Raw genomic sequence first — 14,868 nt, forward strand, 5'->3', positions numbered from 1 at the left:
CGCCGACAGGCCTTTTGCCAGGGGGACAGGTCTGCTGGGCCAGGACGAAAGGACAGAGGGACAGGTCCTTTGTGGCTCCCGGGGTGCCGAGCCCCGTAAATCCATGACTTCCCCCGATCCGCGTACGGAGTGCAAAGGTACAGGACCATGGTGATGGCGGTCCCGCCAGCGGCACCGCGGCACGATTTCCGACTTTACGCCTTGAGCCGGCTTGGATTTGCCGCCACTTGTTCCCCGGCGCTTCCAAGCGCCGGCTCTTTTCAAAAATTTTCCCTGCCCGGTGCGTGTATCGAGACAACGTCCTTCGACCTTGTATCCACATCGGGGGCTTCAAAGCGGAAACCAAGCAGGCCAACGCCAGGCCTTGTTTTACAGGAAGGCGACGGCTGCCCGCTGCTCCCACTTGGTCCTTCAGGTAGAATGGACCTGTCTCCAACGGCCAGGGTGGGGTTTTTTTGTCGGCCGTTGTCGTCGCGTTGTCGTTGTTGTGGCGGCCGTTCCCGGCGGGGCCGGGCTTTCTGTTTTTCGATCGGGTCTCTTTGCGCTAGACCCGGGGTGTGTCGTGGATCATTCGCAGGATGGCGCTGGTCGGGATGCTCGCCGTGGTGGTGGCGCCTTGGGTGTGGGCGGCGGAGTCCGGGTCGGCCCCCTGGCGTGAGCAGGTCGTGGGGCCGGGCGCTCCAGCCCTTCCCGGAGGTCCGGTGTGGCTCCGGGCCTGGTTGCGCGTTCCCGACTCGATGGCCGGAGATTCCGGTCCGGACCTTTGGCGTGATTCGATGACGTTGACCTTGGGCGCGTTGCCGGGACCGGTGGAGGTGTTCCTCAATGGCCGGCGGATCGTCGTCACGCGCGACCTGCCCCCGGACACGTTGCGACGTTTCAAGGTGCCCAAAGGCATCCTTGAACCGGGCGCCTACAATGCGTGGATCATCCGGCTCGACGGCGGTGAGGCCCCCGGGGGGCTCGTCGTGCCCCCGGTGTTTGCTGGATACTTCGACGAGGTTCGCCTGGAGCGTCCGTGGCAGATCGCGCAGATCGAACCCGAAGCCGCTGCGTTCCGCGCGTTGACGGTTGCGCCGCCGGTGGCCGCCTACAGCGAGACGGACTTCCGGCCGGCGACCACGGTGATGTCCGCAAGCCCGGAGCCCGAGCGCGGCCGTCAGGTGTCTCCCGCGGAAGCCCTCGTTGCGCTGGAGCCGGCAGCGGATCTCGAAGTCGCCGACCTGCTCCATGAGCCGCTCATCGCGCAGCCAACCCACATGAGCTTCGATGCCCGCGGACGCCTCTGGGTGGCGCAGTATCGGCAATATCCGTTTCCAGCCGGGGTGCGAATGCTGAGCCGCGACAAGTACTACCGGTCCCGGTATGACCGGACGCCCGCGCCGCCGTCTTCCCCCGATTTTGTGCCCGGGGCCGATCGCATCAGCGTGCACGAGGATCGGGATGGGGACGGCTTGTATGAGAACCACCGGGACGTGCTGACCGGGTTGAATCTGGCCAACGCGGCGCTCCACGGTCACGGCGGGATCTGGGTGATGAACCCGCCCTACCTTCTGTTTTATCCCGATGCGGATGGCGATGACGTTCCCGACGGCCCGCCGGAGGTGCGGCTGCAGGGGTTTGGTCTGGAGGACACCCACAGTGTGGCCAACGGGCTGGCCTGGGGACCCGACGGCTGGTTGTACGGCGCCCAGGGAAGCACGACCACCAGCCGCGTGACGCGGCCCGATCGGGATCCGGCGTCCGCCCCGGGCGTGTATGTCGAGGGTTGCATGGTCTGGCGGTATCATCCGCAGCGCCGGCTGTATGAGATTTTTGCCGACGGCAGCGGGAATACGTTTGGGGTGACGTTTGATGGCGAGGGACGCCTCTTCACCGGTCACAACGGGGGGGACACCCGCGGGTGGCATCATGTGCAGGAAGGTCAGTACCTCAAGCAGGGCAAGGATCCCGCCAAGTTCGGCCCGGCGCCGAACCCCTTTGCCTACGGCGAGATGCCGATGATGCGCAGCACGCATCCGGTGCCGAGGTTCACCCATGTAACGCTGTGGGTGGATGGCATCGCGATCCCGGAACGCTGGCGCGGACGTTTCTTTGCGGCGGATCCGCTGCACCACCAGATCATTGTTGCCGACCGGATGGCGGCAGGGGCCACATTTGAGACCACCGACGCCGGCGTGGTCCTGCAGACCTCTGATCTGACCTTCCGGCCGGTCTATCTGGCCAATGCCCCCGATGGCAGCCTGCTGATTGCGGATTTCCGCGAGGAATACATCGCCCACGGGCAGAACTATCAGAGCCAGATTGATCCCTCGACCGGACGCATCTACCGGCTCCGCGGACGCGCCCTGGCTGGCGAGCGGATCACCGATCTGTCGGCATTGACGAGTGCCGGGCTGGTCCGATTGCTGGAACATCCGCAGTCCTGGCAGCGGCAGACCGCGGTCCGTCTGCTGGCGGAACGACGCGATCCGGCATGCTTCCCGTGGCTCCGCGCCGCCCTGGACGGTGCCGCGGCGCACCCCGCGCTGGAGGCCTTGTGGGCCTTGCACCAGCTGGGCCGGATGGATCCCGCCGCGGTGCGGCGCGGACTGGACCACCCGGCTGCGATGGTCCGTGCCTGGACCGTGCGCCTGGTCGGTGACGAGCGCCTGTGGCCGGGAGAACTCATGGAGGCTTTGGTGACCCTCGCCGCGACCGAGCCCGACGCGGAGGTGCGCAGTCAGGTGTTGTCCACGGCCCGGCGGCTGCCGGCGGAGCAGGCCCTGCCGCTGGTGGCGGCGGTGGCGCGCCGTGGTGAGGACGTGGCGGACCCCTTCATTCCATTGCAGGCGTGGTTCGCCCTTGAGGCGCATTGTGATGCGCAGCGCGAGCGGGTGCTTTCGTTGTTCGAAGATCCCGCGTTCTGGTCCGCACCGCTCGTGCGCCAGCATCTTGCCGGAAAACTGATGCGGCGATGGGCGGACTCGGGGACCCGGCAGGAGCTGGCCGCGTGCGCAGCGCTCCTGCGGCTTGCGCCGGATGCGGAGGATCGTCGTGTATTGCTGCGGGGATTTGAGGAGGCCTTCCGGGGCCGCGTTCTGCCGACGTTACCCGACGAGTTGACGCACGCCCTTGCCACGTCCGGGCAGCAGAGCCGGACCCTGCGCATCCGGCGTGGTGACGCGGCGGCGATCGCTGAAGCCATGGGCGATCTGGAACGTAACGATGCGGACCGGGGGCGCCTGTTCGAGGCCATCCGGTGCCTGGGTGAGATCCGCCACTCCCCGGCGGTGCCTGCGCTCGGCCGTCTGGGCACCCGTCACGGGGATCCGGATGTCCGTATCGCGGCCCTGGCAGCGCTGCAATCGTTCGACGATCCCGGGGTTGCCGGCATGCTGGTCGCGCAATGGGATGCGCAGCCGCCAGCCGTCCAGTTGGCGGTGTTGAACCTGCTGGCGAGCCGCGCCTCGTGGAGCCGCCACTTGCTGTCCGCAATCGGCGCCGGACGCGTCCGACCGGGAGTCCTCACCCCCGACCTTCAGGACCGGATCCGCAGGTTCCCCGATCCGGAACTTTCGCGGGAGCTGGATCTTCAGCTACAGACCACAGTGTTCGCGATGGGCTCGGAGCCCGGCGCTGCGGACGGCGGCAGCGAATCCGCGCGGTTGCGCGCCGTGCTGGCGGAGGCTTCCGGCGATCCCTACCGGGGCGAGCCATTATTCGCCGAGCGGTGCGGCACATGTCACACGCTGTTCTTCAAGGGCGGCCGGATCGGGCCGGATCTCACCGCCTACCAGCGCGACGACCTTGGCACCCTGCTTCCGGCGATTCTCACTCCGGGCGCCGACATCCGCGAAGGCTATGAGAACGTACTGGTCACCCTGCGCGACGGGCGAATCCTGAGCGGATTTCTGACCGATCAGGATGCCAACGTGGTGCTGCTCCGGGGGCTCGACGGTGCCGACCACGTATTGCGGCGCGACGAGGTCGAAGCGGTGGACCCCGCCGGGCGGAGTCTCATGCCTGAAGGACTGCTGGAGGGCTGGACTCCGGATCAATTGCGGGATTTTTTTGCGTATCTCCGCCAGTCACAGCCCATCACGAAGTGACCGCACCGGTCCGGGACCGGAGCACGACCGGCAGGGAGTTCGGGCAACGAAAGCTGAGGGTGGGGCGCCAGGCGGGTGATGCTCCCTCCCATGCTGGCTCGATGCGTGGGAACCGTTGCAGGAGCGCGGTGAAGAACGTCGTGGCCTCCAGTCGAGCCAGGGCGTTGCCCAGGCAGAAGTGGCGTCCGTGTCCGAAGGACAGGTGCGGGTTGGGGTGACGGGAAATGTCAAACCGGTCGGGATCCCGGAACACCGACTCGTCGCGGTTGGCCGAGCCCAGGCCGACCGCGACCAGCGTCCCGGGTTCGAGCCGCACGCCCCCAAGGTCCACCGGGACGTTGACGCGTCGGGCGACGAACTGCGCCGGTGCATCGTACCGCAGCATCTCCTCCACGGCCGTCGCCATCGCCTCCGGGGCCTGCCGCAGACGTTCCATCTGCTCGGGAAACTGGAGCAAACGCAGCAGGCCGTTGGCCAGGAGGCAGCCGGTCGTTTCCTGGCCGGCATTCACCAGGCCGATCACGTTGGCGATCAACTCGTTCTCGTCGAGAAATTCGCCCTCCTCACGGGCATGCACCAGGGCCGACAGCAAATCGGGCCGCGGGGTAATCCGGACCGCTTCCATGTGCCCCCGCAACCGCCCACGCAGGCCGTCCACTGCCTCCAGAGCCCGATGGGTACGTTCCACGATGGAGCCGGGAAAGTGACCCATCCATGCATAGATGGCGTCGGTCCACGTGCGCATGTCGTCCTGTTCCCGGAGGGGGATGCCCAGCAAGGAAAGGATCACCATCCCGGGAAGGAGACCGCACACCCGCTGCAGCAGGTCTACGGGTTCATCCCGGGGCAGGTCACGGAGGAGCGCATTCAGCCGATCGGTGATCAAACCGGAGTAGTTCTGGAGATGGGCCGGTGTGAACCCCTGCATCAGGAGCGCGCGCAGCCGGCGATGGCGCTCCTCCTCGGTGAAGAGCAGCCGGGGTTCGAGGAGGGGACGCAACGGCTCTGCCAGGGAACGGTCCGCCGCCGGCAGGCGGGCGAAGAGCTCGGCGGTCCTGGCATTGGAGAATTCGGGGGCGTCCAGGACGTGCCGGACATCGGCATACCGGGTGACCGCCCAACTCCCGGAGGCGGGATTATGCCAGACCGGCGCGTCGCGTCGCATCCGGGCATAGACCGGATACGGGTCGGCGATCACGCCGGGATCGTGGAGATCGTAAAGCAGGGGATGAATGGTGGCGTCCATGGTGCAGCATTCAGGTTCCGGATCGGTGGGACCACCCTCCGTTGTCGGGTGGCACGAAGGTCAACAGGTCAGGACCTACCAATCCTCCTTCAGGAGCTCTTGCACGACCTAATTCGGGATTCTCGGGGAGGGCGCATGTACTGCGCCGATCATCGGCCCGGCACACGTGCGGGGTCCCGGTAGAATTTGGCGAAGCTCCAGGCACCGGAGGAAAGCTTCGGGGCCATCAGAACATTCGACTGCAGGCTCTCCACATGGCCGTCGGCAAAGGACACCGTCTCCCGGCGCAGATGGCGGAACTGGAGGATGAACAGGTCCTCGCGTGCAAAAAGCATTGAGCCCCAGCCTTCGCCCGGATTGGAAACGCCGCCAAAGGCATAGGAAGCATTCTGATTCCGGATCTCCGTGAGTGCGACGGTGTCGGACGGCGCCGCCAGGTCCTCGGGACGCACGGAAAATCCGAGGGCCATGACCCCGGTCTGGCGTGGGTTGCCCTCGCGTTGCTGCGCGTTGTCCACGTTGGCGTTCGCCCAGTAGTGGCGGCGTCCGAACTTGTGACTGGCGCAGACGAGCAGGTTGGTGATGCCGCCATAGGGGACCACGGATTCGTCCCAAGTGAGGTATCCCTTGGCGTTGCGGCCCGGGGTGTTCATGGATCCGCAAGGCAGGTATCCGCGCTGGTCGCCCACGTACAACATGCAGGCCAGCATCAACTGGCGGTTGTTGTTGAAGCACCGGGTCTTCTTGGCCTGTTCCTTGGCCCTGGCGAGGCCGGGCAGCAGCAGACTCGCCAGGATGGCGATGATGGCGATCACCACCAGCAACTCGATCAGGGTAAACCCGTGGACTCCCGGCCGCCGACGGATGGCGCGCGGCTCCGGCGAGGCCGGCCTCCCGGCAGTCACCCCGCAGGCTCCCAGCCGGTTGCCGGAGTTCATGCCGTTTTATGCAATGCACAGGGGGTTTGATGCAAACCGGAATTGCCGACGGCGACTGCGACCATCCCCAGCCGCCTGCCCGGGGGTGAAGATTTGACGCGGTGAACAACTCCAGGTTGCGCGGGTGTCATCCCGCGTGCGAGGGTTCCTGAGCATTGTGGCGGATCCGTCCGCTCCGGTGTGGGGCGGCCCGCGCAGCAGACCTCCATGTGGGCCGCCCTTTTTTTTGTCCGGGTGCCGGGCGATGCCTGGCCACCTGCAGCTCCGGACCCTGACCCTGACCTTCAGCCGCGGACGTCGAGGCGCGTCCAGGCGGCGTTGGCCTTCGATGATGCGACGACGGCTTCAATGAATGCCATGCCGCGGACGCCATCCTCGATCGTCGGGAAATCGAGTGCCGGGTCCTCCTTCGCCAGCTTGCGTTTTTCCAGCCGCGCCCGGATTGCGGCGGCAAAGCTGCGGTACAGGTTGGCGAAGGCCTCCAGATAACCCTCCGGATGCGCCGGCGGCGTGCGACCCGCGGCCTTGGCGGCGGTTCCGAGGTAGCCGTTGGCCGTGCGGTACACCTGCATGGGCTGATCGGGCCACTTCAGCAGGAGCGTGTTGGGTTCGCGCTGGTGCCATTCGAGCCCGCCCAGTTCGCCATACACCCGCAGGTTGAGGTTGTTTTCCTCGCCGACGCTGATCTGGGAGCTGTGCAACACCCCCTTGGCACCCCCCTTGAACCGGAGCAGCACGTTGCCGTCGTCATCCAGCTTGCGCCCCTTGACGAACGCCGTGATGTCGGCGGCCAGTTCCGAGATCTGCAGTCCGGTCACGTACTCGGCGAGGTTTTCCGCATGGGTGCCGATGTCGCCGATGCAGCCCGCGGCGCCGCTCCGCTTGGGGTCGGTGCGCCAGGAGGCCTGCTTTTGTCCGGACGCCTCGATGCGGGTCGCCAGCCAGCCCTGGGGGTATTCGACCACCACTTTGCGGATTTTCCCGAGCCGGCCGGAGCGGACGAGTTCGCGCGCCTCCTTCACCAGCGGGTAGCCGGTGTAATTGTGGGTCAGACCGTAGAGCAGCCCGGACTTCCGGACGAGCACCTGCAGGGTTCGGGCCTCGGCCAGATCGAACGTGGCGGGCTTGTCGCTCAGCACGTGGAATCCATTTTCCAGCGCCATTTTTGCCGGCGGGAAATGCATGTGATTGGGGGTGACGATCGCGACGAAATCCATCCGCTCCCCCTCGGGCAGGGCCCGCTCTGCCTCGATCATCTCTGCATAGCTTCCGTAGCAACGGGAGGGAGGCAGGTAGAGATCGGCGCCGCTGGCGCGGGACTTTTCGGGATCCGAGGAAAAGGCGCCGCAGACGAGCTCGATCTGGCCATCCATGTTCGCCGCGATGCGATGCACCGCGCCGATGAACGCCCCGCGTCCGCCGCCAACCATGCCGTAGCGAATTTTTCTGCTCATGAAGTTAGGGAGTGAGTCCGGGAAAGGCTGGCAAGCCAGCGATCCAAGGAACGGGGCGACCCTATCTCCTTGCCTTCGTGGGCGTCAACGCGCCCGACACGATGCCTGGTTCCGCAGTCACGGCCATGAACTCCATTCTGGAAACGCGTGACTGGAGTGACTTCAAGTGTTTCGGCCTGGAACCGTTCCACGGCCGCGTTCCGCCCGTCCGCGGCCCACCCCGTGTGGGCACGGAACCCCGAAGGCGACCTGTGGCGCAAGGGACTGCGGCGGTTGCCGTTGCGGATGCGAACGACCGGCCGGTCGCTCCATGGGGCGGATTTTGCCCTCCATGGGAAGTTTGTAGTACTCAACGCGCCCATCCCGGAGGAGAAGCAGGACATGATGGAGCGATCGCCCCCCAAAGTACACGTTGACCAGCCATCCGAATTCGTGTCGTCCGCCTCCGGCCCGATCCCGAGCATAGAGAGATCCCTTGAACGGCTCGTAGCTCCGGAACGGCAACATCAGGAAGTCTGAAGCTTCCTCGTGGAAGGCAGGGTCAACCACCCTCGCAAACTGCCGCACGGCGGCATCCACCTCCTCGGCGCTGGGGGCGGGCCCGAATCGTGCATTGGATACCTGCTCTCGCGTGGGTCTCGGGTCACTGGCGCACGACATCAACAGCGAGACAGCGGACACGGCGACCATGGCCTTGAGTCGGATTTGCAACCGGGCATTCATGCCTTGAGACGTTCGACCTGGCACCGAGGGTCGCCGGCGAAACCGGCCGGTGCCGCAGCGCTCCCGCTGCCGGGACGCCTGTTCTCGACGCGTCACGCGGTTCCTTCGAGCCTGCTTCGAGGCATGCTGGAGTGACAGCGTGAACTGCTCTCCAGGCGAAGCACCGGACCCGGGCTCGTGCGGCCCGCCCGATTCAAACGGTCCAGCCGGCCCGGTTCTCCCGCTTCACGAAGCGGGCGGCCTCGGGAATATTGGGCGAGCGCATGTTGGGGCCGTCCCACTCCATCACACGCCCTTCGCCCACGCGAACTGCGACGCAGCCGAGCAGGATGATCTCGGTGAGATAGGCCGCGATGTCGAAATTGGAGTAGGCCGGGGTGCCGTCCCGCATCATCCGGAACCATTCCTCGCTGTGTCCCGGAGAGCGCGGAATGGACTCCGCCACGGCCCGCGCCGCCTCGTGCTGGTCCCCGGGGGTGTAGGCGTTCTCGGCGTCCGCCATGAGGAAAAACCTGGAACCGTAGTCATCGGGTGAGAACAGCTTGCCGCGCTCTCCGACGAGGAGGCATCCGCTGGCCGGGAGCGTCCCCTGGAGGGCCACGATTTCGCGGGTGAGGTCGGCGGACGGGCGCAGCGGACCCAGATCCTGATCCCCCGGATTGCCGTCGTACCACCAGAACTTGAGCGGGGGGAGTCCATCCCGCTCGGGAAATTCGAAGCGGAGTCGCGAGGTTTTGGGAAAGGTCTCGGGAAACATTTCGGACGTGATTTCGGCGACCACGCGGGTGGGGTATCCGAGCTTCAGGGCACGGAAGGGCATGTTGACCGTGTGGCAGGCCATGTCGCCCAGGGCTCCAGTGCCGAAATCGTTCCAGCCGCGCCAGGCGAAGGCGTGGTACACGCCGCTCTTGTACGGACGGAACGGCGCCGGTCCGAGCCAGAGGTCCCAGTCGAGAGCTGCGGGCACCGGATCGGACCCTCCCGGCCGTGCGAGACCCTGGGGCCAGACCGGGCGGTTGGACCAGACGTGGAGTTCACGCACCGGGCCGATCACGCCCGACTGGATCACCTCGACGGCGCGGCGGAGTCCGGAGCCCGCGCTGCCCTGGTTGCCCATCTGGGTCGCCAACTTTTTGTCGCGGGCCAGTTGGCGCAGTTCCCGAGCCTCGAAGACGGTCTGGGTGAGCGGTTTCTGGCAGTAGATGTGTTTGCCCATCTTCATGGCCATGGCGGCGGCAACCCCGTGAACGTGATCGGGTGTGGAAATGGTGACGGCGTCCACCGAGGAGCCGAGTTCCTCCAGCATCCTGCGAAAGTCCGCGTACCGCCGGGCCTCGGGAAATTTCTGGGCCTTTTTCGCCAGCGACTCGGAATCCACATCGCAAAGGCCAACGATGGTTCCGCCGCAGCGTGCGGCGTCGTCCGTGTCGCTGGAGCCCTTGCCACCGACGCCGATGCAGGCCACCTGGATGCGGTCGTTGGCTCCGAGCACCCGGCCCACGTACGGAAAGGCCAGCGCCGCCCCCGTGGCGACAGCGCCGCGACGCAGGAACTGGCGGCGGTTCGGATGGCGCGGGAATGAATCGGAATCACCGGAGGTCTTCATAGGAGTGCCGGGGAGGTTGCCGGAGGTCCGGGCGAAAATGAACGAAAATGCAGACAGGTATTTCGCGACCTTCTCCGTCCGTTCACTTGACGGTTTAGAGGCTCCTGAACAGGCTGAAACACCGGCCATACGACGGGCGACGTAAACCCGGGCACTTGAACCCCAACCCACATCAGGACCCATGCTTCGCAAATCAATCCTCCTGCAAATTCTTCTGGCACCGGCACTGCAGGCGGCCGGTGACGGCGTCGTCCTCCATCAAGCCGCTGACACGCTTCGGAACATTCCGTCCCGGCTATGGACGGTGGTCTTCTCCCCGGACGGCGGACGGCTGGCCACCACGGCCGGGTGGGACAGCCCCAAGGAACCGGGGGAATTGACGGTGTGGGAGGTTGCCACCCGGAAGCGCCAGTGGGTCTGGCAGCAGGATTCAACGGTGCGTTGCGCCGCCTTTTCTGCGTCGGGCGACCGTCTCGCGTTTGGGGATTTCGATGGAGGGGTCCGGGTGATGGATCTTGCGTCCGGCAGGATCACCCTGACCCTGCCAAAGCAGGTCAAGTTGGTGAATTCGGTCTCATTCACTCCCGATGGCGCCTCCCTGGTGACCGGGGGATTCGACGGGAGCGTTCGCCTTCACGACGCCTCCACCGGCAGCCGCATGGCCGAATATTCGATGCCCGACGTTGGCGTCACGGCCGTCGCGATCGCTCCCGATGGCCGGCACCTCGTGGCCTGTACGTGGCCGGGCACCGCCGTTGCCCTGGACCTGCCGGCCCTGAAGCCCGTGGGCGACGCGGTGGTCACCGGGAAGGGGATTGCCGAGGTCCTCGTATTTCGTCCCGACGGCCTCGTGGCATTCACCGGCAATTGGGACGGCTCGGTGAAGCAATGGGATTTCGGGGCCGGCGGGCTCCGGAACCCGGTGGAACTTCTGAAGCGCAAGGATTCCATCCAGAATCTCGCGATGTCGCCGGACGGGTCCACGCTGGCCGTTGCCGATGCGTTTGGTGATGTGGTGCTCTGGAACCTGTCCGCCGGGCGCCAGGAGGCGGTGGTGGACGCGCACCCCGACCGCTGCTTTGGACTGGCCTTCTCGCCGGATGGCCGGCAATTCGCGACCGCCGGTTGGGACCGGAAGTTGCGCCTGTGGGACACGACCACCCGCGAGCGGGTCGCCGACTTTTGAGGGCCTCCGGTCCGGGGCGGTGATCGGCCGGGATCAGGCCGGGATCCACTGTGGTCCGTTTGGGCCGCGGGGTGGAACGATTCCCGGGATTCCCGGATTGCCCCAGAGAGGATTCCGGTGGGACACTCCGCTCGTTCCCATGAAGCGTCGTCTCCGGCTTTCTGCTCTCAAGCCAGGCTCCGCGGCCGCGTTCACCCTGATCGAGTTGCTGGTCGTGATCGCGATCATCGCCGTGCTGGCGGGAATGCTGATGCCCGCGCTGGGGCGGGCACGGGAACGGGCGCGTTCCCTGCAGTGCCTCAACAACCTCCGGCAGCTTGGGCTGGCGACGATGCTGTATGTGGACGAGAACCGCGGCAGCTTTCCTGAGCGCCGGAACGAGCGTCGCTGGCCCACGCAATTGCTGCCCGGGTACCGGCAGGTGTCCCTGTTGCAATGCCCCAACGACCGGCGGCGTCGCTCCCGGGCGGAGGCGTCCGCCGCGGCCCGAAATCCCGACCTGGCGCTTCGCAGCTATATTTACAACGGGTTCAACGACCATTTCCGGCTTCGCTTCGGCCATTCGAGCGCCGAGCAGTCGTTGAACCGGCCCATGCCGGAATCCGCGATCACCGAGCCGACACTGACCATCGTGATCGGGGAAAAGCTGACCAATTCGGACCACTTCTACATGGACTTCCTCGAGGGCAACGACCGGGACCAGATCCATCGCAACGTGCACGCCGGCGGCAGCCGGCGGAACCGTGCCGGTGGATCGAACTACACCTTTGCGGACGGCCACGCGGAATTCATCCGGTACCGTGGCGCCCTCTTCCCGCTCAATCTGTGGGCGGTGACCGAGACCTTCCGAACCAACCGCGCCCTCGCGAACTGACCGGTGAGTTGCAGCGAGTTGCGGGTGGTTCTTGTTTAGGATCCCCCGAACACCGCGGTCGGCGAAACGGTGGTCCATGACGATGTGGCTCGGGAAAACGGGTGGCAAAACGGGCGGGAAACGGCGTTGCCACACACCGGGTCGGGTGGTAGACCGACGGGAAGATCGGGAAGCTGGAACCACGACGCCGTCCGACGGCGTCGCACCGCAAACCCTGTGCTGACAGATCATTGATGATACGTGTGCGTAAAAAATTCGGCCGCCATTTTTGTGCCCTTCTGGGGGGCTTTGGCGTGGCTGGATTCCTGATGGCCAGTGAGACCGAATTCGCTGCGAAGGTGCAGCCGTTGCTGGCGAACTACTGTTACGACTGCCACGGGGATGGCGCGGCCAAGGGCAACGTGACGTTCGACGGGTTCAAATCGCACACCGAGCGGACCCGCGATACCGATTTCTGGCTGAATGTCCTTCGGAACCTCCGTGCGGAGGTCATGCCTCCGGCGAAAAAGGAACGCCCCACCGCCGACGAACTGGCATGGATCGAGCGATGGATCAAATCGGATGTCTTCAAGCTGGATCCGCTGAATCCGGATCCTGGACGGGTCACGCTGCGGCGCCTGAACCGGGTCGAATACCAAAATACGATTCGCGACCTGATGGGCGTGGAGTTTCGCGCCTTTGAGGAATTCCCGCCGGACGACACGGGCTACGGTTTTGACAACATCGGCGATGTGTTGGCCACGTCTCCCCTGTTGTTGGAGAAGTACATGGACGCGGCTGAAACCATTGTGTCCCAAGCCGTTCCGGTGGTTTCCCGGGTGGTTGCCGAGCAGCGGGCGGGCGGGGGGGAGTTCAAGAGCGCGGACGGCAAGACCGATGCGCGGAGCATCAGCTTCTATCAGGCGGCAACAGTTTCCCGAGTCTTCCAAGCGGCGCAGCCGGGCGAGTACCGCCTGGTGCTCGACGCAAACGTGTCCGGGGCGTTCGATTTCGATCCGGGACGCATGAAGCTGACCGTCCGGCTGGGCGATGAGATCCTGCTGGAGGAGGAGCACAAGTGGCAGGACGGCAGGAAGGTGAACCATGAGTTTACCCGGGAGCTTCCGGCCGGTGAGCATCGGGTGAGCCTGAACCTTGAGCCGCTGGTCCCGGAGGAGCAGAAAAAGACGCGGGTGGATTTCCGACTGCGCTCGGTGACGCTGCAAGGTCCGCTGGCCCCCGAACAGTGGGTGCATCCGCCGAACTACGACCGCTTCTTCACGCGGGATGAACCCCCGACGGACCCGGCGGAACGGCGGGGGTATGCGGGTGAAATTCTGGACCGGTTCGCGTCGCTGGCCTTCCGGCGTCCGGTGGAGGAGCGGACGGTGACCCGGTTGACCGGCATCGCCGAGGATGAGTATTCCCGGCCGGGCAGGACCTTCGAGGCCGGTGTCGCGCGGGCGATGGTCGCGGTGCTCGCCTCGCCGCGTTTCTTGTTCCGTACGGAGGGTGTTGAGCCGGAGAGCGCGGCCGGCCGGCACCCGAACCTGGACGAGTACTCCCTGGCGTCGCGACTCTCGTATTTTCTCTGGTCCACCATGCCCGACGGGGAATTGTTCGATCTCGCGGCGCGCGGGGAGCTTCGCAAGCACCAGACGGCGCAGGTCCATCGCATGCTGGCCGACCGGCGCGCTGGCCAGTTCGTCGAAAATTTCGTCGGGCAATGGCTGCTCGCGCGGGATGTCGAGGGCATCAGCATCAACGAGCGCAGCGTGCTGGCGCGCGAATCGGCGCCGGATCGTGAACAGGAGAAGCTCCGGGCGCGCTTTGCGGCATTGCGGGATCTCCCCGCCGAGCAGCTGACGTCCGAACAACAAGAGGAACTGGAGGCGTTGCGCGCCTCCTTCCGCCGGCGCCGGGGTCCCACCGTCGAGTTGACCACCGAGCTGCGGCGCGCCATGCGGCGGGAAACCGAGGCGACGTTTGAACACGTCCTCAGGGAGGATCGCCAGATCACCGAGCTGATTGACGCGAACTATGCGTTTCTGAACGAACCGCTGGCCGGCCACTACGGCGTGCCCGACGTGAGCGGCGAAGACTTCCGCAAAGTGGCCCTGCCACCGGACAGCCCGCGCGGGGGCGTGCTGACGCAGGGCAGCGTGCTGGTGGTCACGTCGAATCCCACCCGCACGTCGCCGGTGAAGCGCGGCGTTTTCCTGCTGGATCAGATCCTCGGAACCCCGGCGCCGCCGCCGCCGGCGGACGTTCCGGACCTTGAGGAGGCGGAGAAGGAGTTCAAGGATCGGGAACCCACGTTGCGCGAGACGCTTGAGCGCCACCGCAGCCAGGCCCTTTGCAAGTCCTGCCATGACCGCATGGATCCGCTGGGGCTGGCCCTGGAGAGTTTCAATGCCCTCGGCATGTGGCGGGAGATGGAACGGGGTCACCCGGTGGACCCCGGCGGCGTGTTGATCACCGGCGAGCGATTTGCCGACATCCGGGAGCTGAAGCGAATTCTCGCGACGGAGCGCCGGCTGGACTTCTACCGCTGCCTCACGGGGAAGCTGATGACCTACGCGCTGGGGCGGGGGATTGAATTTTACGACACGCAGGCGGTGGACGACATTGTCGCACGCCTCCAACGCGAAGACGGCCGGTTCTCGGCGCTGCTGCTCGGCGTCATCGAGTCGGCTCCGTTTCAAAAGCGGCGCGCCGGCGGCGGTCCCGTTGTGGTGACTCCGGAGAACGAATGATTCCAACTCGTGTGA

General features: G+C 65.9%; 9 protein-coding genes. 4 read left to right on the forward strand and 5 right to left on the reverse strand.

What is annotated here, in order from left to right; genetic code table 11:
* The first annotated feature begins 557 nt into the window (after window positions 1–557).
* On the forward strand, window positions 558–4,091 hold the full coding sequence (locus KF791_15510) for a HEAT repeat domain-containing protein (protein ID MBX3733981.1): 3,534 nt from the start codon (window positions 558–560) through the stop codon (window positions 4,089–4,091).
* On the opposite strand, the gene KF791_15515 is transcribed toward KF791_15510, so the two are convergent.
* The 5 genes from KF791_15515 to KF791_15535 all read right to left on the reverse strand — a co-directional run bounded on the left by KF791_15515 (window position 4,081) and on the right by KF791_15535 (window position 10,058).
* Window positions 4,081–5,337, reverse strand: coding sequence for a cytochrome P450 (locus KF791_15515; protein ID MBX3733982.1), 1,257 nt, complete (start codon window positions 5,335–5,337; stop codon window positions 4,081–4,083). The two genes, KF791_15510 and KF791_15515, sit on opposite strands and share 11 nt — an antisense overlap.
* A 149-nt stretch (window positions 5,338–5,486) precedes the next feature.
* A complete protein-coding gene (locus tag KF791_15520; protein MBX3733983.1) occupies window positions 5,487–6,275 on the reverse strand; it encodes a type II secretion system protein in 789 nt (262 codons plus the stop codon).
* Between the two features lie 284 nt (window positions 6,276–6,559).
* On the reverse strand, window positions 6,560–7,729 hold the full coding sequence (locus KF791_15525; GenBank protein ID MBX3733984.1) for a Gfo/Idh/MocA family oxidoreductase: 1,170 nt from the start codon (window positions 7,727–7,729) through the stop codon (window positions 6,560–6,562).
* A gap of 162 nt (window positions 7,730–7,891) precedes the next feature.
* Window positions 7,892–8,452 carry a hypothetical protein gene (locus KF791_15530; GenBank protein ID MBX3733985.1) on the reverse strand — a complete coding sequence of 187 codons (561 nt, stop codon included), beginning with the start codon at window positions 8,450–8,452 and terminating at the stop codon, window positions 7,892–7,894.
* A 193-nt stretch (window positions 8,453–8,645) separates the two neighbouring features.
* On the reverse strand, window positions 8,646–10,058 hold the full coding sequence (locus tag KF791_15535; GenBank protein ID MBX3733986.1) for a Gfo/Idh/MocA family oxidoreductase: 1,413 nt from the start codon (window positions 10,056–10,058) through the stop codon (window positions 8,646–8,648).
* Between the two features lie 181 nt (window positions 10,059–10,239).
* On the opposite strand from KF791_15535, the gene KF791_15540 reads away from it, so the two are divergent.
* From KF791_15540 to KF791_15550, 3 genes are all read left to right on the forward strand, one after another.
* Complete coding sequence (locus tag KF791_15540; protein MBX3733987.1) at window positions 10,240–11,244, forward strand: hypothetical protein; 1,005 nt, start codon at window positions 10,240–10,242, stop codon at window positions 11,242–11,244.
* A gap of 139 nt (window positions 11,245–11,383) precedes the next feature.
* Window positions 11,384–12,118, forward strand: coding sequence for a DUF1559 domain-containing protein (locus KF791_15545; GenBank protein ID MBX3733988.1), 735 nt, complete (start codon window positions 11,384–11,386; stop codon window positions 12,116–12,118).
* 242 nt (window positions 12,119–12,360) lie between these two features.
* Window positions 12,361–14,853 (forward strand): DUF1592 domain-containing protein, encoded by a 2,493-nt coding sequence (locus KF791_15550; protein ID MBX3733989.1) that lies wholly within the window; start codon window positions 12,361–12,363, stop codon window positions 14,851–14,853.
* Window positions 14,854–14,868 lie beyond the last annotated feature (15 nt).

Source organism: Verrucomicrobiia bacterium (assembly GCA_019634635.1).
GTDB lineage: Bacteria > Verrucomicrobiota > Verrucomicrobiia > Limisphaerales > UBA9464 > UBA9464.